We start from the raw sequence: 26,426 nt of genomic DNA on the forward strand, positions 1-26,426 counted from the left end.
GGTGCTTTTCTTGATCAATGTCAAGATTCATCGGCCGGCAGCCCGGCTGGCGCGGACGCCAGGCCTGGCGCGGCGGGGCGAAGAAAAGTCCGCAAAAGCGCCGCCGGATGAACCGGCTTTCCTCATAGTATTAACAGGCCGATTAACAGCGATTATATGTGCGGTGCCGCGCATACACCAAGGGGCGCTGTGATATTTTGCGATTTGCTCAAATGGGCCGAATAGTCTATAGGCTCTTAAAAGTGAGGCATCGAACACTTGTCTGCTCTGAAAGGTTCGTTAAACAACAAAAATCGTCTGTAGGAATTTTTCTTTTTTTGAGTCGTGTGTTTCAATACGACTGCAATGACGGGGCGGGATTTTAACGGCCCCAAATGCAGTCCGAAATTCATCAAAAGGTAATGGTTTTTAGCGCTCCGTTCAGGGGTGCGCCGCTGGTGTTTCGATCCGCAATCGGTGCGCGCTGCGCGCCGGTCCCATAAGAGCCTGTAACGAGACGTTCCATGAAAGTTAAAAATCAGGCGTCAGTCCTAACGGCCGAGTCAGACAACGAGATCGAGCTCAAGTCGATTCTCGAGACGCTGGGCCGTCACTGGAAGATGATCGCTGCGACCGTGGCGGTCGTCTTCAGCATCGGGGTGGTGTACGCGTTCTTCTCAGCGCCCATTTATCAGGCCGGCATGCTCGTCAGGGTGGACGAAGCGAGCGCCGCGCCTCCCGGCGACACGCGCGACATGGTGAGAGCCGCCGCGCAGATGTTCGATCAGCGAGCAACGGCCGAAGGCGAAATCCAGGTCCTCGGCTCGAAGTTCGTGCTCGGCCCGGTCGTCGATGCGCTCAAGCTTTATATCCAGGCAGCGCCGCATCGCTTCCCGGTGATCGGCGGCATGATCGCGCGCATGAGCGACGGCACCTCGACGCCGGGTCTTTTCGGCCGCGGCGGCTACGCGTGGGGTTCCGAATCGATCGACGTATCGGCGTTCGACGTGCCGAAGGCGTTCGAAGGCGAGGATTACACGCTGCGCTATCTCGGCAACGGCCAGTATCAGGTGCGCGGCCCGGGCATCGAAACGGGCGTCGGCGGCCAGATCGGCACCGTGCAGCGCTTCGACACCGAAGCCGGCCCGATCTCCCTGCTCGTGAGCTTCATTCACGGCGAGAAGGGCGTCGAGTTCAATCTGATGCGCAGATCGCGCGTGTCCGCCATGGAGCGCCTGCAGAATTCGCTGACGATTGCCGAGCAGGGCAACAAGTCCGGCGTGATCAGCACGACGCTCGAAGGCAAGGACCCGGTGCTCGTCGCGGCGACGATCAACGAACTGTCGCGCATGTACATCAAGCAGAACGCCGATCGCCGCGGGATCAACGCCGAGAAGTCGCTCGAATATCTCGAGCAGCAGTTGCCCGACGCCAAGCGCCAGATGGAGCAGGCCGAGGACAACTACAACGCGTACCGCAACAGCCGCACGCTGTTCAACGCCGACGAAGAAGGCCGCATCGTCATGCAGCAGGCTTCGCAGGCGGATGCTCAGTTGCTCGACCTGAAGCGCCGCCGTGCGGACCTGGCGAGCCACTTCTCGGCGGCGCATCCGAGCGTGGTGGTGATCGACCAGCAGATCGCGGCGACCGAGAAGTACATCGGCGGGCTGTCGGCGCGCGTCAAGGCGATGCCGCAGGCAGAGCAGGGTGCGCTTCGTCTGCAGCGCGATGTGCGCATGAGCACGGATGTCTATTCGGCCCTGCGCAACAATATCGAAACGATGCGTCTGATCAAGGCCGGCCGTACGCCGACCGTGGAACTGCTCGACCGCGCGGAAGTGCCCGAGCGTCCCGTCAAGCCGGTGAAGGCGCTCGTGCTGGTGATCGCGGCAGGCGTCGGGCTTTTCCTCGGCATCGTGATGGCGTTCGCTCGCGACTTCCTGTTCAAGGGCGTGCTCGACCCGAAGGAACTCGAATCGAAGACGGGTCTTTCCGTATTCGCGACGATTCCGGACAGCGACCGCCAGAAGGAACTCGCCAAGCGTATAGCGGACAAGCGGCCCGAACAGCTCGCGCTCGCCTCGCGTTACCCGACGGACCCGGCTGTCGAGGGCTTGCGCATGATGCGTGCGTCGCTGCAGTACGCGCTGATGGACGCGCCGAACAACGTCGTGATGCTGGCGGGCCCGCTGCCCGGTATCGGCAAGTCGTTCGTGTCGGCGAATCTGGCGACGCTGCTGGCGGCTGGCGGCAAGCGCGTGCTGCTGGTCGACTGCGACCTGCGCCGCGGCCACCTGAACCAGTATTTCGGCCTGCCGCGCGGCAAGGGCCTCGTGGATATCGTGAACGGTTCGAGCTCGCTGGACGAGGCGGTGCATCGTTCGGTGCTGAACAACCTCGACTTCGTGCAGTGCGGCTTCTACCCGCCGGACCCGGCCGAACTGCTGCTGTCGAATGCATTCACCGATGCGGTGAGCCGTGCGTCGGAGGAGTACGACATCGTGCTGCTCGACGCCCCGGCGATCCTGGCGGTGTCCGATACGTCGATCATGGCGCCCGTCGCGGGTTCCATCTTCCTCGTGGCGCGTTACGGGGATACGCGCTCCGGCGAAATCTCGGAGTCGGTCAAGCGGCTTGAACAGTCGGGTGCGAGCGTCACCGGCGTGCTGCTCAACGGCTTCAAGGTGCATTACGGCAATTACGCCCAGGCGCGCCAGTATGGTGGTTACGCCTACGCCGCCTACAAGAGCGACAAGGAATAGGGACTGACTCATCCGGTATCCGCTCCTGTTGGACCCCGAATCAAAAAGTACTACTAATTAAACGTCCTGAGTGTGTAAAACGAGGAGAAGTAAATATGTTCTCGCCGCATGAGTTGAAAATCGGTGTCGTGGGTCTGGGCTACGTCGGCCTGCCGCTCGCGGTGGAATTCGGCAAGCGTCATCCGGTCGTCGGATTCGACATCAACCGCGCGCGCATCGGCGCGCTGCGCGAAGGCCGCGACGTCACCCTCGAAGTCGATGACGAAGAACTCGCCTCCGCCACCCTGATGCAGTACAGCGCCGATGTCGAGGATCTGCGCGGCTGCACCGTTTTCATCGCCACGGTGCCGACGCCGATCGACCACTACAAGCGTCCGGACCTGTCGCCGCTGATCAGCGCGTCGACGACCATCGGCAGCGTGCTGAAGAAGGGCGATGTCGTCATCTATGAATCGACCGTTTATCCCGGCGCGACCGAAGAAGAATGCGTGCCGGTCCTGGAAAAGATGTCCGGCCTGAAGTTCAACGAGGATTTCTTCGTCGGCTACAGCCCCGAGCGGATCAATCCGGGCGACAAGTCGCACCGTCTGCCGGACATCAAGAAGGTGACGTCCGGCTCGACGCCCGAAGTGGCCGATTTCGTCGATGAACTGTATCGCGGCATCATCACCGCGGGCACGCACAAGGCGAGCAGCATCCGCGTGGCCGAGGCGGCCAAGGTGATCGAGAACACGCAGCGCGACGTCAACATCGCGCTGATCAACGAACTGTCGATCATCTTCAACAAGATGAATATCGACACGGAATCCGTGCTGCTCGCGGCGGGCACGAAGTGGAACTTCATTCCGTTCCGTCCGGGTCTGGTCGGCGGCCACTGCATCGGCGTGGACCCGTACTATCTGACGCACAAGGCGCAGGCAATCGGCTATCACCCGGAGATCATCCTCGCGGGGCGGCGCCTGAACGACAGCATGGGCAACTACGTGGTGTCGCAGCTCGTGAAAACCATGACCAAGCGCGACATCGCCATTTCGGGCGCGCGCGTGCTGATCATGGGCCTCACCTTCAAGGAGAACTGCCCGGACCTGCGCAACACGCGCGTGGTCGACATCATCGCCGACCTCAAGGAATACGGCGTTCAGGTGGACGTGTACGACCCGTGGGTCTCGAAGGAAGAGGCGCATCACGAGTACGGCATCGACCCGATCGAGCCGGCCAAGGGCGTCTACGACGCGATCGTGCTCGCCGTGGCGCACAAGCAGTTCGCCGACGAGGGCGCGGACGGCATCCACGCCTACGGCAAGTCGCAGCACGTGCTGTGCGACCTGAAGTACGTGCTCCCGCCCGAAGCGAGCGACATGCGTCTCTGACGCCTCGGCTCATCGTTGTACGCCATCGCCGCGGTTCGGCCCTCGTTTTCGACGGCCGCCCGCGGCGATGCCAACCGGACGTTCGGAGTTCGCGATGAAGATGCCCAAGGTAGTTCTGTACGCCAACACCGATTGGTATCTATATAACTTCAGACTTTCGTTCGCTCGCAAACTGCGCGACGCAGGGTTTGAGGTCATTCTGTTGTCTCCCGACGGCGAGTATGGTCAGAAGCTGCGCGATCTGGGCTTTCGCTGGCATGCCGTGCCGATGAACCGCCGCAGCCTGAATCCGCTGCGCGAACTCGCGCTCGTGCTGTGGCTCGCGCGTTTCCTCCGACGTGAAAAACCGCAGCTCGTGCACGGCTTCACGATCAAGAGCGCGGTGTACGGCTCGTTCGCGAGCAAGCTGGCGGGCGTGCCGGCGCGCGTGAACGCGGTCGCGGGCATGGGTTACGTATTTACCAGCCGCGATCTGAAGGCGCGTCTGCTCAAGCCGGTGGTGCGCCAGGTGATGCGCTCGGCGCTGAACGGCCGCGGCAGCATTCTCGTCCTGCAGAATCCGGACGACATCAAGCTCTTCGAAGCCGCGCGCATCGTCGAGACGAGCGGCATCCGGCTCGTGAAGGGCTCGGGCGTGGATCTGACGCGCTTCAAGGTGCGCGAGGAATCGCCGGAAGATGCAACGAGGCCGCTGCGCGTGCTGCTCGCGGCGCGGCTCGTGTGGGACAAGGGCGTCAAGGAATATGTGGAGGCGGCGCGCATGCTCCGGCAAGAGCAGCGCACCGTGCGTTTCCTGCTCGCGGGCTCGCCCGACGACGGCAATCCGGCGTCGGTGAGCACGGCGATGGTGCAGGGCTGGGTGAAGGAAGGGCTCATCGAATGGCTCGGCCACGTGAGCGACATGCCGAAGCTGTTCAAGGAAGTGGATGTGATGGCGCTGCCGAGCTATCGCGAAGGCCTGCCGAAAGCGCTGATCGAAGCCGCGGGCTGCGCGTTGCCGCTGATCACGACGGATGCGCCCGGCTGCCGCGAAGTCGTGAGCGAGAACGGCGTGGACGGCCTGCAGGTGCCGGTGCGCGACGCCCGCGCGCTCGCCGACGCCATCCGCCGCCTCGACGACGACCGCGCGTTCGCGAGAACGCTCGGTCTCGCCGCGCGCGAAAAAGCGCTGAAGAATTTCGACGAACGCATCGTAATCGAGAAAACGCTTGCCGTGTACCGCGAGCTGGTGCCCTCGATCGCGATCGAAGGCGAGCGCCGCGAACACGCCGCGCCCGTCGGTCAATTTGGAGACTTTCATGTCTGATCGTTACGAATCGGTCCGCCAGCAACTGCAGCGCAATCCGCAGAAGTGGCTGATTACCGGCGTCGCCGGGTTCATCGGCTCGAATCTGCTCGAAGCGCTCCTCAAGCTGGACCAGGAAGTCGTCGGGCTCGACAACTTCGCCACCGGCCATCAGCGCAATCTGGACGAAGTGCGCTCGCAAGTGAGCCCCGCGCAATGGGGCCGCTTCAGCTTTGTCGAAGGGGATATCCGCAACCTCGACGACTGCCGCGCCGCCGTGAAGGGCGCCGCGCACGTGCTGCACGAAGCGGCGCTCGGCTCGGTGCCGCGCTCCGTGAACGATCCGATCACGACCCACGAAGTGAATATCAGCGGCTTTCTGAACATGCTCGTCGCCGCGCGCGACGCCAAGGTGGAGAGCTTCACCTACGCGGCGTCCAGCTCGACCTACGGCGACCATCCGGGCCTGCCGAAAGTCGAGGACCGCATCGGCCAGCCGCTGTCGCCGTATGCGGTGACGAAGTACGCCAACGAGCTGTATGCGTCCGTTTTCGCGCGCACCTACGGCCTGAACGCGATCGGCCTGCGCTACTTCAACGTGTTCGGCAAGCGCCAGGACCCGGACGGCGCGTATGCAGCGGTGATCCCGAAGTGGACCGCCGCGCTCATCGACGACGAACAGGTCACGATCAACGGCGACGGCGAAACGAGCCGCGATTTCTGCTTCATCGACAACGTCGTGCAGATGAACATCCTCGCCGCGATGTCCGATGCGAACGCGCGCAATCAGGTCTACAACGTCGCGGTCGGCGACCGCACGACGCTCAATCAGCTTTACGACGGCCTGAAGCGCGTGCTCGCCGACAACGGCGTCGTGAACGAAGGCAGCGCCGTCTACGCGCCGTTCCGCGCGGGCGATGTGCGCCACTCGCAGGCCAACGTCGACAAGGCCGCGCAACTGCTCGGCTACGCCAGCGCCATTCCGCTCGCCGACGGCCTCGCGATCGCGATGCCGTGGTACATCCGCTTCCTGTCGGGGCGGCGCGTGCCGGCTGAACAGATCGAAGCCGACGTGGCGACGAGGGCCGCATGAAGATCGTCGTTTTCATCTACTCGATGCACGGCGGCGGGGCGGAGCGCGTCACGGCGAATCTCGCGAACGAATGGGCGGCGCTCGGCTGGGACGTGACCGTCGTCACGCTGACGGCCGGCGAAACCGACGTCTACCCGTTCCATCAGAGCGTGAAGCGCATCGAGCTCGGGCTTGCGGGCGGTGTCGAGGGCGGCGGTTTCGTGCGCACGCTGATGGCGAACGTGAAGCGCGTTCTGGCTTTCCGCAAGGTGCTGCGCGAGACCCGGCCGACGGTCGCGCTCGGCGTCATGGCGACCGCCAACGTGCTGACCGTGCTCGCCGGCCTCGGCCTGCCGTACAAGATCATCGCGAGCGAGCACACGCATCCGCCGCGCGCGCCGCTCACGCCGTTCTGGGAGCGCCTGCGCCGGCTGACGTACCGCTTCGCCGACAAGGTCGTCGCGCTTACGGACGAAACGAAGGAATGGATCGAGACGCATTGCGGCTGCCGCGACGTCCGGGTGATTCCGCCGCCGTTCGCGCTGCCGATCGCGCGCACGAATCCGATCATCGAGCCGCAAAGCGTCGTCGGCAAGGAGCGTCGCGTGCTGCTGGCGGTCGGCCGCCTGTCGCCGGAAAAGGGTTTCGACAGCCTCATCGACGCGTTCAGGAAGATCGCCGGCGCGCTGCCGCAATGGGACCTCGTGATCGTCGGCGAAGGCCAGGCGCGCGCGAGCCTCGAACGCCGCGTGGAAGAGGCGAAGCTGCATGGCCGCGTCTTTCTGCCGGGCCGCGCCGGCAACGTCGCGGACTGGTACGAGCGCGCGGATCTCTACGTGCTGAGCTCGCATTTCGAAGGCTTCTCGATGACGCTCGTCGAAGCGATGGCGCACGGCTGCGCCGCCGTCAGCTACGACTGCGATTCCGGCCCGCGCGTGATTCTCACGCACGGCACCGACGGCCTGCTCGTGAAGCCGGTCGGCGACGCCGGCGCGCTCGCGAAGTCGCTCGAATCGCTGATGAAGGACGACGCAGAGCGGCATCGCATGGCGCTCTGCGCGAGCGCCGTCAACGAGCGGTTCGCGTTCCCGAAGACCATCGCGCTGTGGCAGGACGTGTTCGAGGCGTCGGGCGTGGCGGTGCCGCGGCGCGCGGATCTGCGCGTTCCCGTTGCCGAGCGTTGAGGAGCCGCCGAACATGAAAATCATGCTCGTCGTCAGTTCGATGGGAAGCGGCGGCGCGGAGCGCGTGGCGGCGTCGCTCGTCAACGCGTGGGCGCAGCGCGGCGACACCGTCACGCTCGTCATTACGTACAGCGGCCGCGGCGCCTGTTTCTATCCGCTCGCGCCGAACGTGCGCTGCGTCTTTCTCGCCGATCGCGTGAAGGCCGGCGCGCGCATGCTGCAATATCCCGCGCGTTTCCGGGCGCTGCGCGCGCTGATCCGCGAGAGCGCGCCCGACGTCGTCGTGTCGTTCCTCTCGAACGTCAATATCACGACGATTCTCGCGACGCGCGGCCTCGGCATTCCGGTCATCGCGAGCGAGCATATCGATCCGTCGGCGGACGGCCGCTCGCAGCTCATGATGCAGATGTGCCGCTTCGTCTATCCGTCCGCCGATTTGCTGACGCTGCTCACGGACAACATGGAGGCGTCGTTCCGCAAGATGGTGCCGCGCGTGAAGGGCATCGACGTGGTGCCGAATCCGCTGCCGGACGAACTGCTGCTGCTCGACCCCGCGAGCGTCGAAAAGAGCACGCGCAAGCGCCTGATCGCGGTGGGACGGCTCAACACGCAAAAGGCTTTCGACTGGCTGATCGACGTCTTCGCGACGCTCGCGCCGGAGTTTCCGGACTGGGACTTGTGGATCTGGGGCGAAGGCCCGGAGCGCGCGGCGCTCGAAGCGCAGATCGCGCAAAGGAACATGGGCGAGCGCGTGCTGATGCCCGGCAAGACGACGACGCCCTGGGAAGAGATGGCGCGCTCGGACGCGTTCGTGCTGTCGTCGCGCTACGAAGGCTTGCCGATGGCGATGCTCGAAGGCATGGCGCTCGGTCTCGCCACCGTCGCGTTCGATTGCAAGAGCGGCCCGCGCGAGCTGACGCGCGACGGCCAGGACGGCGTGCTCGTGCCGGCCGGCGACAAGGCCGCGCTCACCGAGGCGCTGCGCCGCGTCATGTCGGACGACGCATTGCGCGCGGAGCTCGGGCGCAAGGCCGCGGCATCGGTGCGGCAACGCTATTCGTCGCAGGCGATTCTGCGCCAGTGGGACAGCATCTTTTCGCGGCTCGGCGCGCGCGAGCGCGGCGACGAGGGCATGGGCGCGGGCTATCGGCACACGGTGACGGGAGAGAAAGCCTAATGGTCGACAGGCGGCGCGTCCTTCACTCTCTGCTGATCGGGGCCGCGGGCGCCATGGGCGCCGCGGGCTTTGGCGCGCGCGCGGCGGTCAAGCGCGAGGTCGTCACCGACAAGTCGTTCGGCGTGAAAGGCGACGGCAAGACGAACGACCGCATCGCGCTGCAAAACGCCATCGACCGGTCCGTCGATCAGACGCTTCTGATCACCGGCCAGTGCCGCATCGACGCGAAAGGGCTCGATCTGCGCCGCGACAGCCACGTGCGTTTCGCGCCGGGCGCGTCGATCAAGCTGCTGCCGCACGACACGTCGTTCTATTCGATGTTCCGCATCTGGGACGTGAGCAACGTGCTCGTCGAAAACGCGGTGCTCGACGGCAGCAAGGAGCTGAACGCCGCCAAGCCGGCGCTGCGCGAGAACGGCCACGGCATGGGCCTTTCCATCGCCGGCAGCACGGAAGTGACGCTGATTTCGCCGAAGACGGTCGGCTGCTGGGGCGACGGCATCTATATCGCCAACAGCTACGAGGTGCCGTTCAAGTACAGCAGCAATATCCGCGTGGTGAACCATCACGCGAACCGGTGCCGCCGGCAGGGGCTTTCGATCATCAGCGGGCGCAATATCGTGTTCGAAAGCCCGCTGTGGGAGAACATCGGCGGCACGCAGCCGGAAGCGGGCATGGACGCCGAGCCGAACAGCAATGCCGACATTCTGGAGAACATCCGCATCGTCAATCCGGTGACGCGCAATTGCCGGTACGGAATCATCGTCTGGCTGGAGGAGATCGTGGGACCGGTGCCGAAGCATGTCGATATCGGCATCACGAATCATCGCGACGAAAGTGCGACCGATGCCGCATTCGCGGTGTCGTCGCTCAAGCTGAACGGGCGCAAAGTGTCCGGGCAAATCGTCAGTCATTCGCCGACGTGGGTCGGCGCACGGATGTCGACGGTCGAGAGCATCGACTATGACAGGGCTGGACCGAAGATCGTCGTCACGAATTTGCGGCTCGTGCCATAGAAGCCGCCGAAACACTATAACTAAAGCGAAAACAAGGCCAAGCGATGCAAGCAACGACAATGGACAACACCGCGCAGCAACGCGCGCCCGCGAGACGGGTGACGGGATTCGCGTATTTCATGACGCCCTCGGGATGGGCGTTTCTGGCGCTCGCCATCGCCACGCTGTCGATTCTTGCGTTTCGCGACCGCAGCGTCGGGCTGATCTTCGACCAGGAAGCGTACATCCAGTATTTCCGTTCGACGGACTGGCACTGGCTCGTGCAGTTTTACCGCAGCCGCGAGTCGGATATCGGCTTTCTCATCAGCCTCATCACGGAAGAGCTGGGCTGGCGGTCATGGGTCATCTTTCTGAACGCTTTCGGCGTGTCGCCCGAAGGCGGCATCCGCACGACGGTGATCCTGCTCAATCTCGTCGTGATGTATGCGCTCCTGCAGACGCGGCGGCCGCTCATCGGCCTCGTGCTGTGGCTCGTCATTCCGTACGCGCTCGCAACAGTCGGGCTGTTCCAGATCCGTCAGGGCTTCGGGCTCGCCATCGCGATGCTGTTCGCGCTGCGCTTTAACCGGCCGACGCTCGGCATGGGCGTCGCGAGTTTCGTGCACACGACCTTCGCGGTGCCGACGGCCTTTCTCCTGACCGCCGTGATATGCGGCGAGAAGAAGGGCCGGGCGCTCGTCGCGGTGAGCGTGGCGGCGGTCGTGCTGGCGTCGGCGGCGAAGTTCCTGTTCGCGAACTACGGCGGACGGCGTATCGACGAATACACCGGCTATCAGGAAAACTTCACGATCAAGCTGCTCGCGCTGCTGCTCTTCTACACGATGGCTTCGGTGATGGTGCTGTACTCGACCTGGCGCGCGCCCAACACGCCGCGCCAGCTTTCGCTCTCGCGCATGTCGATCATGCACGTGGGCCTCTTCGTGTATCTCGTCGTCGCGTTCTTCGTGTTCCCGTTCGCGAAGGGCCGCGTCTGGTATTGCGTGCCCTTGCTCCTGCCGTTCCTCGCGCCGGAGATCAAGCTCAAGAACGCCGCCGTGCTCGCCATCACGCTCGGGGTGTTCATCGCCGTCGCCGCCGATGCCACGAAGAGTTATTTCGAAGGCGTCTACCATTACTTCCTGATGCCCTGACGACGATGTCCTACTTCCTGATTTCGCTCGATTTCGAACTGATGTGGGGCGTGCGCGACCATCGCTCGATCGCCACGTACGGCAAGAACATCCTCGGCGTGCGCGAGGCGATTCCGGCCATGCTCGCCATGTTCACGAAGTATCGCGTGAAGGCGACGTGGGCGACGGTCGGCATGCTGCTCTTCGATAACAAGAAGGACCTGCTCGCGAATCTGCCCGACGTCCGCCCGACTTACACCGACGCGAAGCTGAGCCCGTATACGGGCGGCTACCTCGATTCGATCGGCGACAACGAGAAAAGCGATCCGTACCACTATGGCCTGTCGCTCGCGCGCCAGATCGTCGATACCGAAGGCAGCGAGCTCGCGAGCCATACGTTCTGCCATTACTACTGTCTCGAAGCGGGGCAGGACAAGGCGCAGTTCGCCGCCGACATGGAAGCGTCCGTCGCGTCGATCAAGCGTCTCGCCGATGCGCCCGCGAGCATCGTCTTTCCGCGCAATCAGACCAACAACGCGTATCTGTCGGTGTGCCGGGCGAACGGGCTGATCGCGTACCGGGGCACCGAGCGCAACTGGATGTACCGCGAAACCTCGCGCGCCGATGAAGCCGCGGTGCGCCGCGCCGCGCGTCTCGCGGATGCGTACATCAATATCTCCGGCGATCACGCGTTCGATCCGCAGCCCTCGGGCGGTCTCGTCGACGTGCGATCGAGCCGCTTTCTGCGCCCTTACGCGCGCAACAAACGCGCGCTGGAGTGGCTGCGGATTCGTCGCATCAAGCAGTCGATGACCTCGGCGGCGCGCACGGGGCGCTCGTTCCATTTGTGGTGGCATCCGCATAACTTCGGCGCGAATCTCGCCGAGAATCTCGCCGTGCTCGAAGCGGTGCTCAAGCACCATGCGCATCTGCGCGACACCTACGGCGTGCAGCCCGCGACCATGGCGGAAGTCGCGCGGGCGACGCGCTCGGAAGACAACCGGCTCGCGGAAATGGAGTTCGGGCTGATCGTTTGATGTTCGTTCCGGCCGCCCTCCGGCAAGCGCGCGCCGCACACATAGATAAAAGAAGGGGAAGGGAAGATGAACTTCCGTAGCGACATCAACGGCCTGCGCGCGTTCGCGGTTATCGCGGTCGTGCTTTTCCATTTCGGCGTACCCGGCTTCAAGGGCGGCTTCATCGGCGTCGATGTGTTCTTCGTGATATCCGGCTACCTGATGACGAGCATCATCTTCAGGCGGATGGAGAAGGGCAAGTTCTCAGTGATGGAGTTCTACGCGGACCGCGCGAGACGCATCATTCCGGCGCTCGCGGTGCTGTGCTTCCTGCTCACGGTGTTCGGCTGGCTCGTGTTCCTGCCGTCGGAATTCCGCGCGTTCGGCAAGGCGGGCGCGTCGAGCCTCGGGTTCTTTTCCAACATCGTCTACTGGCGCGAAGCAGGCTACTTCGATGTCCGCTCGCACCTGAAGTGGCTGCTGCATACGTGGTCGCTGTCGGTGGAGTGGCAGTTCTATCTGCTGTATCCGCTCGGCATCCTGCTCGTGCGCAAGCTCTTCGGGCTGCGCGGCACCAAGATCGCGCTCGTCGGCGTCGCGCTCGTGTCGTTCGCCGTGTGCGCCTATCTCTCCGATCCCACGAAATGGCCGACCGCCGCGTTCTTCCTTCTGCCGACGCGCGCCTGGGAAATGCTCGCGGGCGGGCTCGTGTGCCTGTTTCCGATGGAGGCGTCGAGATCGTCGCGGCCCATGCGCCGGACGATGGAGCTGGTCGGGCTCGCGATGATCGTCTACGGCGCGCTGACCTTCAACGAGGACGACGCGTGGCCAGGCTTTCTCGCGCTCGTGCCGGTGCTGGGGACGGCGCTCGTGATTCTCGCGGCGCGCGGCAAGTCGGTCTTCACGGGCAATCGGCCGGCGCAGTTCATCGGCACGATTTCGTATTCGGTCTATCTGTGGCACTGGCCGTTCGTCGTCGCGCTCACGTACTTCGACAAGGACGGCTCGCTGCCCTGGCGCGTGGCGGCCATCGCGGGCGGCTTCGTGATGGGCTATCTGTCGTATGCGCTCGTCGAATCGAAGACGAGAAAGCCGGCGAGCGGCGAAGCGCGCATGTTCCCGCGGCTGATGACGCTGCGCCCGATGCTCGTGTTCACGCTATTGCTCGCGGTGGGCGGCGGCAGCATCTATGCGAGCCAGGGCGTGCCGGGGCGCTTCGACCGCTCGGTGTCCATCGCCGATAGCGAGACCTACGACACGAATCCGCACACGACGAAGTGCCACATGATGATCGATCCGTGCGACGTCGCCGCGCGCCAGAAGTCGAGCCGCGTCGTGGTCATCGGCGACAGTCACGCGGAAGCGATCGCCGAAGCCGTGGTCGAAGCGGTGCCTAACGGCCACCCGGGAGACGTGTTGCTGATCACGATCGAAGGATGCCCGACGATCTACGGCATTCGTCGCGGCAACGGAGACTGCTTCGATCAGGACCGGAAGTACATCGAGATCCTGAGCCGCGATCAGACCGCGAAGACGCCGGTGATCATCGCGAATCACTGGTCGCAGTACTGGTCCGGCCCGACGATGGACGATTTTTCGTTCGTCAACCTCGACGCGCCTGGACAGACGCGCGCGCCCTTCACGACCGAGCGCTATCGCGAGAATCTGCTCTCGACCGTTTGCCGCATCTCGAAGATCCGACCGGTTTATCTCGTCGAGCCGATTCCGGAATTCGACTTCAACGTTCCGCTGACGCTCGCGCGCGAGAAGATGCGAAACCCGAAGGCGCCCGATCTGTCGATACCGCTGAACGATTACGTCGCGCGCAACGGCGCCCTGCTGAAGGCGATGGATGATGCGCACGACCAGTGCGGCATTCATCTGCTGGACCCGCGTCCATATCTGTGCCCGGACGGCAAGTGCATGGGCTCGCATGAAGGCCGGCCGCTGTATTCGGACTATCACCATATGAGCGAGTACGGTAATCGGTTCCTCGTGCCGATGTTCAGGCGGGTTTTCGAGCAGGGGTGAGGCGGGGGATCGTCCGGTTCTAAAGTTCGCTGTTGCTTCGATTGCGCGGCCTCCTTCGGGAGGCCGTTTTGCATTTGGGGGTTTGAAGCGGTGGTTTGTGGGGAGTCGGTCGAAGGGCGCGAGGTAGTCGGGAAGGCGGCGAGGATGCGGCGAGAACAAGGCGAAGATGTGGCGAGCAGCGGCGAGATTGACCAGAACGGCGGGAACACGGCCAGAACACGGCGAGGATGCGGCGAGGATGCGGCGAGAGGCCGACTGGAAGCGTGACGGCGACGTGCGATGCGGTGACCCCCACAACCGCATCCGCAGCCCCGATACACCCAAAACAAAACGGCCTCCATTCGGAGGCCGTCGTCCTTCATTCGCTCATTCGGGTCGATCTGTTCAGCTTCTCGCTTCCGGCGCCACGAACGGTGGAGCAAAGCGCGTCCAGAAGATATAGCAGGCAAGCACCACGAACGCGCCGATGCCCGTCGCGAGCAGCACACCCTGCGCCCCGTAAAGGCGGATGAGGATGATATTGGCGACGACCTTCGTCGCAAAACCGATCAACGAGAACACGGTGATCGCCCGGTAGCGCGTCTCGCTCGCGAACAACTGCACGAGCACGCACATGCCGAAGTAGAAGGGCACTTGCAGCAGGCCGTAGCGGAAGAGCGTCGTGACGGCGATGGTGTCGTCCGCGGTAAAGGCGCCCTTCTGAAAGAGCAGCTTGACGACGAACGGCGCGAGCGCATACGCGATGATGCCGCCGCTCAGGCCCACCGCCGTCATCACGCCCGACCACTTCAGCGCGGTGCTGCGCGCGCGCGCGTGATCGCCGCGATGGAGAATCTCCGCGAGAATCGGCAAGGTCGCGCGCGTGATGGCGAGCGCGCCCATGCTGAGCACGAGCGAAAGCAGCCGGTTCGCGTAGCCGAGCGTCGCGATGGCGCCGTCGCCCTGTTGCGCCATGAAGTACTGATCGAGCGGAAGCCAGAGGCCCGCGACCAGCGATCCGATCGTGAGCGTGCCCATCGAGCGGATCGTGGCCGGCCACTGCTTCGCGCGCGCCGAGACGCGCGGCGCGGCGGGCATCGTATCGGCGCGGCGCGCGAGAATCCGCAGCCACGCCGACTGCACCACGAAGCCGAGCGAGGTGCCCACGACGAGCGGCCAGATCGACTCGCTGTCGTGCGCGGCGAGCACGAACACGAGCAGGCCGATGGCCGGCACGCATTCGAGCAGCGTGTTGATGTGCTTGCCGGACGCCTGGAGCCGGGCGGACGAGATGCAGATCGTGAAAGTGAGCACGCCGACCGGCGTCATGCCGATGATCATGTGCCGGCAAATCTCGCGCGTCGATTCGGCGAGATTGCTCCCCACCGCCTCCGCCATGAAAGGCCAGAGCAGCCAGAGCAGCAGACAGGACAAAAGACCGATGACGAGGCCCACGCCTTCGAGCTCGCCGAGAAAGCCGTTCTGCTCGGATTTGTCGTCCTTGAGCGAGACGAGCGCGGGAATCAGCAGCACGCTCAGCACGTTCGTCAGCATCGTCGGCAGCCAGGTGACGAGCGTGAGCGCGAGCTGATACGCGTCGACAGTGCCGCTGATCCCGTAGCGATAGGCGATCGCCATTTCCTTCGACGCGCCGATGCACTTTCCGAGGATCACGAATGCCAGGAGCACGACCGCGCTTCTCGCGATGCGTTTGTGATCCTGATGCACTCCGCCGAGACGGCGTCTAACCGATTGCACCGCTGTGCTCAGCACTGTACTCCTCCTGCTTGGGAGCCTTTCGTCGGGTGGCTCGACGTCAGGACGAAACGGGTCTTGCGATTGAAGGCCGCGGCAGCCGACGGCGCTCGCGTGTGAGTGGAGGAGCGTGCATGAAGTCGGGCGGCGCGACTGTTCGCTAAGGCACCTGGCCGCGCGGAGGCCGTCGCGCGGCCGCGTGGACGGTCGGAAAGCAGGGAAAGCATGTCTTTCATGGCGAGTTGCCGGTCCGGCGAGGCGAAACCCAGCTTGAGACTAATATTTGGGCGGCTGACGTTCGGTGCGAAATGGAACATATGACCGGTACGACCGTATGAGTAAAGCCAGCCTTTTCTTATTCGTCTGCTGATTATCCCGCTTTTTATTTGATCAGATTATTAGAAATAGCCGCTCGAGCATTGTCGGTACTCGGTTTCCGGTGAAACGGCCGGTAATGAGTAGAAACCCGATAAGGGTTACACCGAGTAGGGTCTTTCTTCTGCCGATTAAAAAAATTTTGATTCCGGCGCTTACAAAATTTATTTCCCCGGGCGAACCGGATGGTTAATCCGCTAATGATTCCATTCCGGTGCATGCACGGACGTACGAAAGCGCACATAAGCGGGAGTGTGATTGGGAATCACACGCAGTTACCGTGCTTAAAGACGAAACAATCGCCGCCTCCGTGATCGTTTCGTTATACAAAAGCCAAGCCCGTCAAGCCTTTGCGGGGCGTCGCATCGCGGTTCTGACAAGGCCCGGAGCGTGAACGTTCGTTATGTCTTTCCATTTTGTTCATACGAATCTTAATCGTCGTATCGAATGCGGATTACGATTGGTTTTCAATATACGATATTAACAATAAATGGTGAGATGGATTAATTGTCTCCATGCCGATTAGAAAGGGAAATGCGCCGCATAAGAGCAGGGGAAAAGGAAAATAAAAAGTTACAAGCGTACATTCTGTAACAAGTAGCGGGTAGAAACGCCCCGTAACAATCTGTAGTATTAATAAAAGACGGTAATTACTTCCCGTCAGACTTCAGCGCTCCGCAGGCCGTCTGGCCAGCCGGGCGCGGGTGAATGAGATCCATCCGGGTTAATCCGGCCCTCTAATCCCGAAGTCGTTCGTATTTCGCCGAGATGCCTATCGGAGTCGCCCTGTGCGACTGTCGAGCGCTGGGCGGCGCAAACGTTTGCGCCTGCTGATTTTGCGTTGGTCATCTCATCGCCCTTAAGAAACGTCGCGTGCGGCCGATGTCGCAGAGATGGGTACGCCCCGTCGCTCACGCACGATCAAAAACTGGAAAGACTAATGCTTCCGAACAACACTCAGGCAGACAACCAGGCAGACATCACCGTCGTCAACGCTCCCCTCGCAACCCGCCGCAAGCTGCTGACGTCGCTCATCGCGGGCGGTGGCGCAATGGTGCTGGCCGCATGCGGCGGTGGCGGCGACGGCACGCCGGATTCGGTTGCTGACCGCTGGAGACGCCGTAACAACGGCGGCAGCGGCACCGCCAGCCCGTCGACGCCCGCGAGCTCGGCCACGCCGGCATCGTCGGCCAGCGCCGCAGCGCCCGCGAGCGCCCCGGCGCCCGCCAGCTCGACGTCCGCCGCGGCCGACACCGCCGGCACCATCGCCGCTTCGTCGTTCGGCGTGAAGGCCGACGGCAAGACCAACGACCGCGCTGCGCTCCAGGCCGCCATCGACGGTTCCGTCGGTCAGATTCTCCTGATCTCGGGCCAGGTCCGTATCGACACGACCGGTCTCACGCTGCGCTCGAACAGCCACATCCGTTTCGCATCGGGCGCATCGATCAAGCTCCTGTCGCACAACGCCGACATCTACCAGATGATGCGTATCGTCGACGTGAGCAACGTCGTCGTCGAAAACGCGTATCTCGACGGCAGCAAGGAACTGAACTCGGCGTCGGGCGGCGAGCACGGCATGGGCTTCACGATCATGGGCGCGACGAACGTCACGCTGACCTCGCCGACCACCATCAATACGTGGGGCGACGGCATCTACATCAACGACAGCCAGTCCAAGAAGAACACGCCGACGTACAACCTGCGCGTGGACAACCACAAGGCCGACGGTTGCCGCCGCCAGGGCGTGTCGATCATCTCGGGCGACACGATCACGTTCAACAGCCCGATCTGGCAAAACATCAACGGCACGGCGCCGGCGTGCGGTCTCGATTTCGAACCGAACGACAACTCGGCCGTGTTCAAGAACATCACGATCAACAGCCCGACGACGGCCAACTGCAAGGGCGGCGGCATCAACGTGTGGTTCGGCTCGCTGCCGGGTCCGATCAGCAAGACGGTCACGATCGCGATCAACAACCACGTCGATACGACCAGCCAGGGCGGTTCGTTCGCGGTTCAGGGTCTGTCGCTCGACGGCTACATCGTCAACGGCCAGATCAGCAGCTCGAACCCGAAGTGGAAGTACCCGCTGATCGTCGAGCAGTGGGACAACAACGGTCCGCGCATCAACGTCACGAACCCGACGATCGTCAAGTCGTAATCGGCGGCGCGACGAAAGACAAACGCCATGCGGAATTTTTTCCGCATGGCGTTTTTTTCGTTTTGTGCCGCGTCGGGGCGGGATCGCTATGGCTGCGCGTCGGACGCGGCTTCGGGCGGCGCGGGCGGCGCAGCCGGTGCGGCGGACGCCGCCGCGCCGCTGGCCGCGCCGGGCGCCGGCAGAATCGGCGGCAGCGTCGTGAACACGGGCGGCTCGGCCTGCGCTTCGGTCACTTCGGCTTCCGGTTCGGCCGGCGCGCGCTTCACGCGAGCAGGCTTTTGCACCGACGTCTGCTTCGCCGCGCTCGGCTTCGGCTCGCTCGTGAAGGTCTGCGCGATCCACGTGCGCAGGCGCGTGAGCCTCGTTTCCCAGAATCCCGGCGTTTCCTGCGTGTCGAAGCGCGCGCGGGCGTCGATCAGATGCGAGCGCAACGAGCGCTGCATGAAGTCGCCGACGATCGGCAGCGCACTGTGCGCGCCTTGTCCCCAATAATCGCTGCGCAGCGTGACGCGGCTGTCGTTGAAGCCGACCCACGCGCCCGCGACCAGTTGCGGATGCATCAGGATGAACCAGCCGTCCGCGTTGTCCTGCGTCGTGCCGGTCTTTCCGGCGACGTCCGCGCGAACGCCGAAGCGCGTGCGGATGGCCGTACCCGTGCCGCGATTGATCACGTCGCGCATCACGTCGACGAGCTTGCGCGTCGCATCGACGGAGAGCGCGCGCTCGGGCTGGCTCTCGAACTGCGCGAGCACCTCGCCGTCCTTGTTCTCGATGCGCGTGACGAGCAGCGGCTCTATATAACTACCGTCGTTCGCGATGGTCCCGTACGCCGACACCATTTCCTTCAGCGTGACCGGGCTCGTGCCGAGCGCGAGCGACGGCACCACGTCCAGATGGCTTTCGCGCACGCCCATGTCGCGCGCGAGACGGGCGACGCGCGCCGGCCCGACCGATTCCATCAGTTGCGCGGTGATGCGGTTTTTCGAATAGGCGATGCCGTCGCGCAGGCTCACCGGGCGGCCCGAGGGCGGCGAATCGTCGGTGGGACGCCAGATTTCGTCGCCGCGAATCGGAATTTCGACCGCCTGATCGACGAGCGTGTCCGCCGGTTTCGCGCCGCGATCGAACGCCGCGCCGTAGACGAAGGGCTTGAAGGTCGAGCCGGGCTGGCGGCGCGCCTGCGCGACGTGATCGAACGGATCCTGCGTGAAATCGCGGCTGCCGACCCACGCGCGAATCTGGCCGTTGCGCGGATCGAGCGCGACGAACGCGGCCTGCACGCGCGTCTTGTCTTCGCACAGCGTCTGCATGAACGCGCGGTCCGCGCCGAGATGTTTGAGCGCGTCGGCATCGTTCGCGCCGCTGGTGCGCAGCGCGCGGTAGGGATCCGTCTCGCGGATGAACGCATGCGCGAGATCGGCGTTCGCGTTCGCACAGCCGCCGCGGCCGCCCCACGCCGCATTCGCGATCGACTGCAACTGGTTGCCCTGCAGCGCGAGCGCGTTCGTCGCCATCGTCTGGAGACGCGAATCGATGGTCGTGCGCACCACGAGGCCATCGGAATAAATGTTGTAGTCGTTGTCGTCGGCCCACGCGATCAGCCATTTGCGCAACTGCTGCGCGAAATGCGGCGCGCGTCCCGGCTCCTCCGTCTGCCGCTCGAAGTCGATGCGCAGCGGGCGCTTTCTGAGCGCATCGAGCTTTGCGGGCGGCAAGTGGCCGAACTTCACCATCTGCCCGAGCACGATGTTGCGCCGGTCGAGCGCGCGCTCGGGATTGAGCACCGGGTTGTAGTAGCTGTTGCCTTTCAGCATGCCGATGAGCGTCGCGCTCTCCAGCACGTCGAGCTGGCCGGCGGATTTGTCGAAGTAGGTGCGCGCGGCCATTTCGATGCCGTACGCGTTGTAGAGGAACGGCACCGTGTTCAGATAGGTTTCGAGGATCTCGTCCTTCGAATAGACCGCCTCGATCTTGAACGCGGTGATCGCTTCCTTCACTTTGCGCGTGAGCGTCTGCGAACGGCCGATGTCCTCGGGATACAGATTGCGCGCGAGCTGCTGCGTGAGCGTCGAGCCGCCTTGCCGGTCGCCCGAGAACGTGCGCAGCGCCGCGCCCGCCGTGCGCCGGAAATCGATGCCGTGATGCTGATAGAAGCGCCGGTCTTCCGTCGCGATGAGCGCGTCGATCACTTGCGGCGAAATGTCCTTCAGGCTCACCCATTCGCGATGCGTCGGCTTGAACTCGGCGAGCAGCTTGCCATCGGCGGAATAGATCTGCGCGGGCTGATCGACCTTCGCGCGGCGGATATCGCGAATGCCGGGCGTAAACGGAATCAGCACCAGCACATAAATAAGAAGCAGCGCGGGCAGGAGCAGCAGCGAGCGGGGCCGCAGATGCGGGCGCAGCCACGGTAGCCACGATAGGGCGCGGGCCAGCGCCGCGCGGACAAAAGCTTTGAAATCAGACGCGGTCACGACGGAACGGGATGTCCAGGCATGGAAAACCCTGAATCGTAGCGTAATTTTTCAGCAGGTCTTTCGCAAAAGTGTCTCCGCCGTCACGACGCGCGCGCGCCGGCCGAATCGCCGATAGGAAATGCCGTCGTCGAAAGAATCTCGCGCAGCACGATGAACGTCCGGATTTGCCGCACGCCCGGCAGATAGAGCAGCTTTTCGGCGTGGAGGCGGTTGAAGCTCTCGCTGTCGCGCGTGCGGATCAGCATGAAGAAATCGAATTCGCCGGTCACGACGTGACATTCCATGCAGCCGGGCACTTTCTGCGCGGCTTTCTCGAAGTCGGCGAAGGAATCGGGCGTCGAGCGATCAAGAATCACGCCGATCAGGACGAGCATGCCGGCATCGAGCGCCTTGGGGTCGAGCAGCGCCACGGTCGCGCGGATCAGTCCGGCCTCGCGCAACCGTTCAACGCGCCGCAGGCACGCGGGCGGGCTCAGATTGACCTTCTCCGCGAGCGCGACGTTGGAGATCGATGCGTCGCGCTGAAGCTGGCGCAGGATCGCGCGATCGACGCGATCGGTCTGAACGCCCGTGGGACGCGGGTCCGGTGCTGATGCAGGTTTTTTCATTGCGTTGAGCCGTCTATCGACGAAACAAAAGTTCGCGGTAATGGAAGAGCATCTTGCAACGTTAGAAAAAAGCCAATTTTTTCGCAACCCGGCCGATCCCGACAATCACTACGATGGGCACTCCACCCTCACGAGGTCGCCGATCATGAACCTGCAACGTTTTCCGCGTTATCCGCTCACTTTCGGACCGACGCCCATTCAGCCGCTCAAACGCCTCTCCGCGCATCTCGGCGGCAAGGTCGAGCTGTACGCGAAGCGCGAGGACTGCAACAGCGGTCTGGCGTTCGGCGGCAACAAGACGCGCAAGCTCGAATATCTGATTCCCGAGGCGATCGCGGAAGGCTGCGACACGCTCGTGTCGATCGGCGGCGTGCAGTCGAATCAGACGCGGCAGGTCGCGGCGGTCGCGGCGCATCTCGGCATGAAGTGCGTGCTCGTGCAGGAAAACTGGGTCAATTACTCGGACGCCGTCTACGACCGCGTCGGCAATATCCAGATGTCGCGAATGATGGGCGCGGACGTGCGCCTCGTTGCCGATGGCTTCGATATCGGCATTCGCAAGAGCTGGCAGGAGGCGATGGAAAGCGTGCGCGCCGCGGGCGGCAAGCCGTTTCCGGTGCCCGCCGGTTGCTCCGAGCATCCGCTGGGCGGGCTCGGCTTCGTCGGCTTCGCGGAAGAAGTGCGCGCGCAGGAAGCGGAGCTCGGCTTCAAGTTCGACTACATCGTCGTGTGCTCGGTGACGGGCAGCACGCAGGCCGGCATGGTCGTCGGCTTCGCGGCGGACGGGCGCGCGCGGCGCGTAATCGGCATCGATGCGTCGGCGAAACCGGAACAGACGCACGCGCAGATTGTGCGCATCGCGAAGCACACGGCGGGACTCGTCGATCTCGGCCAGGACATTACGCCCGACGACGTGATTCTCGATACGCGCTTCGGCGGCCCCGAATACGGCCTGCCCAACGACGGCACGCTGGAGGCGATCCGTCTGTGCGCGCGCTTCGAAGGCGTGCTGACCGATCCCGTCTACGAAGGCAAATCGATGGACGGCATGATCCAGATGGTGCGCAACGGCGAATTCCCCGAGGGCTCGAAAGTGCTGTACGCGCATCTTGGCGGCGTGCCCGCGCTCAACGCGTATAGCTATCTGTTCCGCAACGGCTGACGCGCTACAGCGCCTCGCGGAACGCGTGAAACAGCGCGGCGACGCGTTCCGAGGTGTCGTCTTCGAAGACCGGCATGCGCGCGCCGAGCATATGCGTGAGGATCGGCGGCGCGGGATCGTCCGGGCGCAGGATCGCGAGCATTTGCGCGCGCACGTCTTCATCGGCGAGCGCGGCCGTGTCGCGTGCGAGGAGCGCCGCGCCCGCGATGTCCGGATCGTGACCGTGACGCTCGACGAGATCGAAGGCATCGGCGTACAGGCGGTCGATGTTGCCCGCTTGCGCGTAACGCGCCATCAGAAAGAGCAGGTCGATCGCGTCCTTGCGATCCGACGTGTGCCGGTCCTGCCACGCGATGATCTTGAGCATCGCCTGCGCGGGCAGCGATGCGACCGGCACGACGAGATGCGCCGCGATGCGCACGGCAAGCGCGCCATCGAGCGCCTGCCGGAAGCCCGCGACATTCATGCGCACGGAGCCGTCGGGCGGCCACGCGATTTCGCCTTGCGCATCCTGCACGCCGCCGAAGGGCACGATGTCGAGCCAGGTGCGCGCGCCGCTCTCCGGCGCGCTGTAATTCAGCCGATGCGCCGAGCCTTTCGGCGCGGTGAAATGGCCCGAGGCGATCAGCGCGCGCCGCAGAGCGTCGTGGCCGCTCCAGCTTCGTATCGACACGCCGATGTCGATATCGGCGGTGGCGCGCGTCGCTTCGATATCGTGGACGTGCGTGAGCAGGATGTCGCGCGCGCTCGCGCCGCCGACGAACCACGCGATGCGCATCGCATCGGCAGCGGCGACGACTTCGCGCAGCATCGTAACGGTCGATGCGTCCATCGGCCGGTGCGGCAGCAGTTCAAGCGGCAAGGTAGCGTTCACGCAGCATTCTCGCGGTGTCGAGATTGCGCGGGTCGCCGCTCGCGACGAGATCCGCATAGACGATGAGCGGCGCGACGACGTTGGGCGGCAGTCCGTCGATGGACGCGAACGGCACCGGCGCGCGCAGGAATTCGACGTTGCCCGCGGGATCGGGCCGCAAACGCGCCTTCATGATCCACTCGCGCGGGATGGCGTCGGCGCAATAGGCGGTGACCGTCGCGGGCTTCAGATAATCCGTGAGGATGGCCGCGGCGGGCTCGCCGCCGAAGCGGCATTGTTCGGCCAGATCCGGCACGTCGCGCCACCAGTCGTTCGACTCTGCGCGATAGCGCCCAAGCACCAGCGATTCGCGCAATTGCCGCGGATACAGCGTGACCCATTCGTCGATCAGCCGTGCCCTGTCGGCGAATTGCAGACCGCGGCCATCGGGCCGCTCGAACACGTCGCGATGGTCGATGAGCGCGCGCAGCGCGTTCTGCACCGTGCCGTGACTGACGCCCGCGACTTGCGCGATCTCGCGATAACCGCGCTCCAGCAGCGCAGGCGTGATGAGCAGCGCGAGCGTGACGCGCAGCGTGGCTTTGGTCCAGTTTGCGGAGCGGCGCGCGTTGTTTTGCAGCACGCGCGGACGCCCCGACACGACGACGAGGCTATCGCCTTCGACGAGGCTCGCGTTGCCGGCGAGGTCGAGCGCGTCGACGCCCAGTTCGCGGCACGCGCGGATCATGTCCGGCGAGAGGTAGGTGGTGACGAGCGTGGGCTTTCTGCCGCTGTCGCGGATGAGCACTTCGCTGTGCGCGGACAAGGCGGCGAAGCGGTCGATGGTCTCCCGCACCTGCACCGCACGCTTGAAACGCGCGCCGCCGAAGCGGAATTCGATGGCGGCGTCGCTATCGCCGCGCTTCGGCGTTGCGACGCGGCGGGCGGTGAAGCCGGTCGCCTCGCTGAACGCGGCGGCGGCGGCTTCGGCCAGTTGTTCTGAGCGATCGTTGGTGGAAGGCTGCATTGGAAAACTCGGAGCGTCCAATTTTGATGATTGTACACGTAACGTGGACAGAGATAAAAATTGGACAACTGTTGAAATCAGAGATAGCTGCAAACGTAATCGAGCGTTTCGATCACGTCGATATCGAAGCGGCTCTTGCCCGGCACCGAAAACGATTCGCCCGCGCCGTACGTCTTCCATTCGTCGCTGCCGTCGAGACGGATGCGGCATTGGCCGGCTTGCACTTCCATGAGTTCGGGCGCGTCGGTGCCGAAGTTGAGCGCGCCGGGCAGGATCACGCCGAGCGTCTTCTTCGTGCCGTCGGCGAAGAGCACCGTGTGCGAGACGCACTTGCCATCGAAGTAGACGTTGGCGCGCTTGATAACGGAAACCTGGTCGAATTGCGTTGCAGCGGTCATGGCGTGTTCCTTTATGTCATCGGTTTGGATCCGCCATCATACAAAAAAGGCGTTGCGTCCAAAGGCTGAAAAGGGGATGCGTTTAACTATGCCGATGAACGTTCGCATGCGCGTGAGCCGCCGAAGCATGCCGTCGATGCGCGTGGTGGCCGTATGGATGTGATCTTTTGGCGGACACGATGACGTGGTCCTCACGACGCACGCCTTCCACGATCACGGACTGTGTGCCGACCTCCGACATACCGAGCGCTTGAGCCGCCGCGGACGACAGATCGATGACGCGCCCTTTGACGAAGGGGCCCCGATCGTTGATGCGCACGATGACCGATCGCGTTCTCGAAGCGTTGCTGACACGCGCATAACTTCCCAAAGGCAAGGTGCGATGCGCGGCTGTCAACGCATGCATATCAAAACGTTCACCGCTCGCGGTACGGCGTCCCTGGAAGCGTCTCGCGTAACACGAGGCTATGCCGGTTTGAGCAAAGTTGAATGCCGCGGTTGGCTCAGGCGCCAGCGTTGCCGGGGCAAGGATGGGCGCGCTATCGGCGGATGACGCACTGGCTGCGCTCGCTTCGACGTTCATGTCCGGCGTTACCTTGCCCGGAATGGTCGACGCCAAATCCTCCTTGCTGGAAGGCTGTTTGATGTGCCCCGCACATCCTGCGAGCAGCGCACAAACGGCCCACGGAATCAATCGATACGACACGGCGTTCCCCACTGAAAAGCGTGCGAAGCCGAACGTGATCCGGCACGCGCACCTGATGAGAGATGAAGAGAGGCGCCGCCGTGGGATGACACGTTCGACTTCGCCAGGCGAGCGTCGAACATGTATGAGTGACGCAAGCATCGGAACGCGGGATGCTTGCGTCGTTGTCGGCGGCGGGATGACCGAGGTGTTCGGCTTGCGGTCTCAGCGGTGTACCGCGCCGCTTCCCCGAGCCGAAGAGTCTTACTGCTTCGGAGCCGAAGCGGGCGTCGGAGCCGAGGCGGCCGCTACCGGTGCGGAAGCCGCTTCGGGAGTCGCGTGCGCCTTCGCGTGGTTCGTATGGTGCTTCACCTTGCGCTTCGCCTTCTTGTGCTTCTTGACCGGAGCCTTTTCGACGTTTTGATCGCCGTTCGCGTTGTTCACGAGTTGCTCGCGTGCGGATTGCGCGACTTGATCCTTCACCGAAGCGACGACTTGATCGCGCGCGGACTGGGCCACTTGGTTCTGAACCGATTGCACGATCTGATCGCGTGCGGACTGAGCTACCTGGTTCTGCACGGACTGCACGATCTGGTCACGAGCGGAGCGAAGCAGTTCGTTCTGCGCTGCTTGCGGCAGTGCCGAGAAATCGACCTGTTGCGCGAATGCGCCGACGGAAACGAATGCCGCGACAGCGGCCATGATGATCTTTTTTTGCATATCTGATTCTCGTTTAATGCCGATTCAAGTAATCGGTCGGACATTAACGTCAGTAAATCGATAGCGTTGACTCGATAATCCAGAAACGAAACATTATTACGATCCATTGATAAGTTGTGGTTTTTCACATTCCATTTTCATGGCGAGTTGGTGCGATGCGGCCATCTCATATCGGATTTTTCTTATGGCCGACTTCGCGCGACCACTCTATTTTCTTGCCGGCAT

At 63.6% G+C, this 26,426-nt stretch carries 20 protein-coding genes; 12 read left to right on the forward strand and 8 right to left on the reverse strand.

The window, feature by feature from the left end:
• The first annotated feature begins 503 nt into the window (after positions 1-503).
• The 10 genes from AWB70_RS27970 (at position 504) to AWB70_RS28015 (ending at position 14,001) form a co-directional block, all read left to right on the forward strand.
• On the forward strand, positions 504-2,741 hold the full coding sequence (locus AWB70_RS27970) for a polysaccharide biosynthesis tyrosine autokinase (protein WP_014193884.1): 2,238 nt from the start codon (positions 504-506) through the stop codon (positions 2,739-2,741).
• A gap of 95 nt (positions 2,742-2,836) precedes the next feature.
• Complete coding sequence (gene tviB / locus AWB70_RS27975; protein ID WP_045458804.1) at positions 2,837-4,111, forward strand: Vi polysaccharide biosynthesis UDP-N-acetylglucosamine C-6 dehydrogenase TviB; 1,275 nt, start codon at positions 2,837-2,839, stop codon at positions 4,109-4,111.
• 94 nt (positions 4,112-4,205) lie between these two features.
• Positions 4,206-5,417 (forward strand): glycosyltransferase family 4 protein, encoded by a 1,212-nt coding sequence (locus AWB70_RS27980; protein ID WP_053570870.1) that lies wholly within the window; start codon positions 4,206-4,208, stop codon positions 5,415-5,417.
• A complete protein-coding gene (locus AWB70_RS27985) occupies positions 5,410-6,489 on the forward strand; it encodes an SDR family oxidoreductase (RefSeq protein WP_053570871.1) in 1,080 nt (359 codons plus the stop codon). Before AWB70_RS27980 ends, AWB70_RS27985 begins: the two co-directional genes overlap by 8 nt.
• The gene (locus AWB70_RS27990) at positions 6,486-7,652 is read left to right on the forward strand and encodes a glycosyltransferase family 4 protein (RefSeq protein ID WP_014193888.1); all 1,167 of its coding nucleotides are present in this window, start codon (positions 6,486-6,488) and stop codon (positions 7,650-7,652) included. Before AWB70_RS27985 ends, AWB70_RS27990 begins: the two co-directional genes overlap by 4 nt.
• Positions 7,653-7,665: 13 nt before the next feature.
• The gene (locus AWB70_RS27995) at positions 7,666-8,829 is read left to right on the forward strand and encodes a glycosyltransferase family 4 protein (protein ID WP_053570872.1); all 1,164 of its coding nucleotides are present in this window, start codon (positions 7,666-7,668) and stop codon (positions 8,827-8,829) included.
• The gene (locus tag AWB70_RS28000) at positions 8,829-9,845 is read left to right on the forward strand and encodes a hypothetical protein (RefSeq protein ID WP_053570873.1); all 1,017 of its coding nucleotides are present in this window, start codon (positions 8,829-8,831) and stop codon (positions 9,843-9,845) included. The genes AWB70_RS27995 and AWB70_RS28000 overlap by 1 nt, the downstream gene beginning before the upstream one ends.
• A gap of 44 nt (positions 9,846-9,889) precedes the next feature.
• A complete protein-coding gene (locus tag AWB70_RS28005; RefSeq protein WP_233409297.1) occupies positions 9,890-10,975 on the forward strand; it encodes an EpsG family protein in 1,086 nt (361 codons plus the stop codon).
• Between the two features lie 5 nt (positions 10,976-10,980).
• Complete coding sequence (locus tag AWB70_RS28010) at positions 10,981-11,991, forward strand: polysaccharide deacetylase family protein (RefSeq protein ID WP_053570874.1); 1,011 nt, start codon at positions 10,981-10,983, stop codon at positions 11,989-11,991.
• Between the two features lie 66 nt (positions 11,992-12,057).
• Positions 12,058-14,001: an acyltransferase family protein gene (locus AWB70_RS28015; RefSeq protein ID WP_053570875.1), complete on the forward strand. Its 1,944-nt coding sequence runs from the start codon at positions 12,058-12,060 to the stop codon at positions 13,999-14,001.
• 384 nt (positions 14,002-14,385) lie between these two features.
• Here AWB70_RS28015 and murJ read toward each other — a convergent pair whose 3' ends face one another.
• Positions 14,386-15,753: a murein biosynthesis integral membrane protein MurJ gene (gene murJ / locus AWB70_RS28020; protein WP_053570876.1), complete on the reverse strand. Its 1,368-nt coding sequence runs from the start codon at positions 15,751-15,753 to the stop codon at positions 14,386-14,388.
• 1,297 nt (positions 15,754-17,050) lie between these two features.
• Here murJ and AWB70_RS28025 point away from each other — a divergent pair.
• A complete protein-coding gene (locus AWB70_RS28025; protein WP_014193895.1) occupies positions 17,051-18,271 on the forward strand; it encodes a glycoside hydrolase family protein in 1,221 nt (406 codons plus the stop codon).
• Positions 18,272-18,357: 86 nt separating this feature from the next.
• On the opposite strand, the gene AWB70_RS28030 is transcribed toward AWB70_RS28025, so the two are convergent.
• Together AWB70_RS28030 and AWB70_RS28035 are read right to left on the reverse strand one after the other, a co-directional pair.
• Positions 18,358-20,745: a penicillin-binding protein 1A gene (locus tag AWB70_RS28030; RefSeq protein ID WP_053570877.1), complete on the reverse strand. Its 2,388-nt coding sequence runs from the start codon at positions 20,743-20,745 to the stop codon at positions 18,358-18,360.
• A gap of 83 nt (positions 20,746-20,828) precedes the next feature.
• Positions 20,829-21,356, reverse strand: coding sequence for an Lrp/AsnC family transcriptional regulator (locus AWB70_RS28035; protein WP_053570878.1), 528 nt, complete (start codon positions 21,354-21,356; stop codon positions 20,829-20,831).
• A 145-nt stretch (positions 21,357-21,501) separates the two neighbouring features.
• Between AWB70_RS28035 and AWB70_RS28040 the strand changes: the two genes are divergently transcribed.
• Positions 21,502-22,518: a 1-aminocyclopropane-1-carboxylate deaminase gene (locus AWB70_RS28040; RefSeq protein WP_014193898.1), complete on the forward strand. Its 1,017-nt coding sequence runs from the start codon at positions 21,502-21,504 to the stop codon at positions 22,516-22,518.
• Between the two features lie 4 nt (positions 22,519-22,522).
• Here AWB70_RS28040 and AWB70_RS28045 read toward each other — a convergent pair whose 3' ends face one another.
• The 5 genes from AWB70_RS28045 to AWB70_RS28065 all read right to left on the reverse strand — a co-directional run bounded on the left by AWB70_RS28045 (position 22,523) and on the right by AWB70_RS28065 (position 26,201).
• Complete coding sequence (locus AWB70_RS28045; protein ID WP_082378169.1) at positions 22,523-23,392, reverse strand: nucleotidyl transferase AbiEii/AbiGii toxin family protein; 870 nt, start codon at positions 23,390-23,392, stop codon at positions 22,523-22,525.
• Positions 23,370-24,398, reverse strand: a complete 1,029-nt coding sequence (locus tag AWB70_RS28050; protein WP_053570880.1) for a type IV toxin-antitoxin system AbiEi family antitoxin — start codon at positions 24,396-24,398, stop codon at positions 23,370-23,372. Before AWB70_RS28050 ends, AWB70_RS28045 begins: the two co-directional genes overlap by 23 nt.
• Before the next feature lie 77 nt (positions 24,399-24,475).
• On the reverse strand, positions 24,476-24,796 hold the full coding sequence (gene ppnP / locus AWB70_RS28055) for a pyrimidine/purine nucleoside phosphorylase (RefSeq protein ID WP_014193901.1): 321 nt from the start codon (positions 24,794-24,796) through the stop codon (positions 24,476-24,478).
• A gap of 82 nt (positions 24,797-24,878) precedes the next feature.
• A complete protein-coding gene (locus AWB70_RS28060; protein ID WP_235024374.1) occupies positions 24,879-25,502 on the reverse strand; it encodes a septal ring lytic transglycosylase RlpA family protein in 624 nt (207 codons plus the stop codon).
• Between the two features lie 243 nt (positions 25,503-25,745).
• Positions 25,746-26,201 (reverse strand): hypothetical protein, encoded by a 456-nt coding sequence (locus AWB70_RS28065; RefSeq protein ID WP_053570881.1) that lies wholly within the window; start codon positions 26,199-26,201, stop codon positions 25,746-25,748.
• Between the last annotated feature and the right edge of the window lie 225 nt (positions 26,202-26,426).

This window comes from Caballeronia cordobensis (assembly GCF_001544575.2).
GTDB lineage: Bacteria > Pseudomonadota > Gammaproteobacteria > Burkholderiales > Burkholderiaceae > Caballeronia > Caballeronia cordobensis.

Bases quoted from the DNA above. Each gene is read 5' to 3' on its own strand.
- AWB70_RS28025 (WP_014193895.1), top strand. From the start codon at position 17,051: ATGCTTCCGAACAACACTCAGGCAGACAACCAGGCAGACATCACCGTC.
- AWB70_RS28015 (WP_053570875.1), top strand. From the start codon at position 12,058: ATGAACTTCCGTAGCGACATCAACGGCCTGCGCGCGTTCGCGGTTATC.
- ppnP (WP_014193901.1), bottom strand. From the start codon at position 24,796: ATGACCGCTGCAACGCAATTCGACCAGGTTTCCGTTATCAAGCGCGCC.
- AWB70_RS28005 (WP_233409297.1), top strand. From the start codon at position 9,890: ATGCAAGCAACGACAATGGACAACACCGCGCAGCAACGCGCGCCCGCG.
- AWB70_RS28035 (WP_053570878.1), bottom strand. From the start codon at position 21,356: ATGAAAAAACCTGCATCAGCACCGGACCCGCGTCCCACGGGCGTTCAG.
- AWB70_RS27985 (WP_053570871.1), top strand. From the start codon at position 5,410: ATGTCTGATCGTTACGAATCGGTCCGCCAGCAACTGCAGCGCAATCCG.
- AWB70_RS28000 (WP_053570873.1), top strand. From the start codon at position 8,829: ATGGTCGACAGGCGGCGCGTCCTTCACTCTCTGCTGATCGGGGCCGCG.
- tviB (WP_045458804.1), top strand. From the start codon at position 2,837: ATGTTCTCGCCGCATGAGTTGAAAATCGGTGTCGTGGGTCTGGGCTAC.
- AWB70_RS27970 (WP_014193884.1), top strand. From the start codon at position 504: ATGAAAGTTAAAAATCAGGCGTCAGTCCTAACGGCCGAGTCAGACAAC.
- AWB70_RS28040 (WP_014193898.1), top strand. From the start codon at position 21,502: ATGAACCTGCAACGTTTTCCGCGTTATCCGCTCACTTTCGGACCGACG.
- AWB70_RS27990 (WP_014193888.1), top strand. From the start codon at position 6,486: ATGAAGATCGTCGTTTTCATCTACTCGATGCACGGCGGCGGGGCGGAG.
- AWB70_RS27980 (WP_053570870.1), top strand. From the start codon at position 4,206: ATGAAGATGCCCAAGGTAGTTCTGTACGCCAACACCGATTGGTATCTA.
- AWB70_RS28010 (WP_053570874.1), top strand. From the start codon at position 10,981: ATGTCCTACTTCCTGATTTCGCTCGATTTCGAACTGATGTGGGGCGTG.
- AWB70_RS28065 (WP_053570881.1), bottom strand. From the start codon at position 26,201: ATGCAAAAAAAGATCATCATGGCCGCTGTCGCGGCATTCGTTTCCGTC.
- AWB70_RS28050 (WP_053570880.1), bottom strand. From the start codon at position 24,398: ATGCAGCCTTCCACCAACGATCGCTCAGAACAACTGGCCGAAGCCGCC.
- AWB70_RS27995 (WP_053570872.1), top strand. From the start codon at position 7,666: ATGAAAATCATGCTCGTCGTCAGTTCGATGGGAAGCGGCGGCGCGGAG.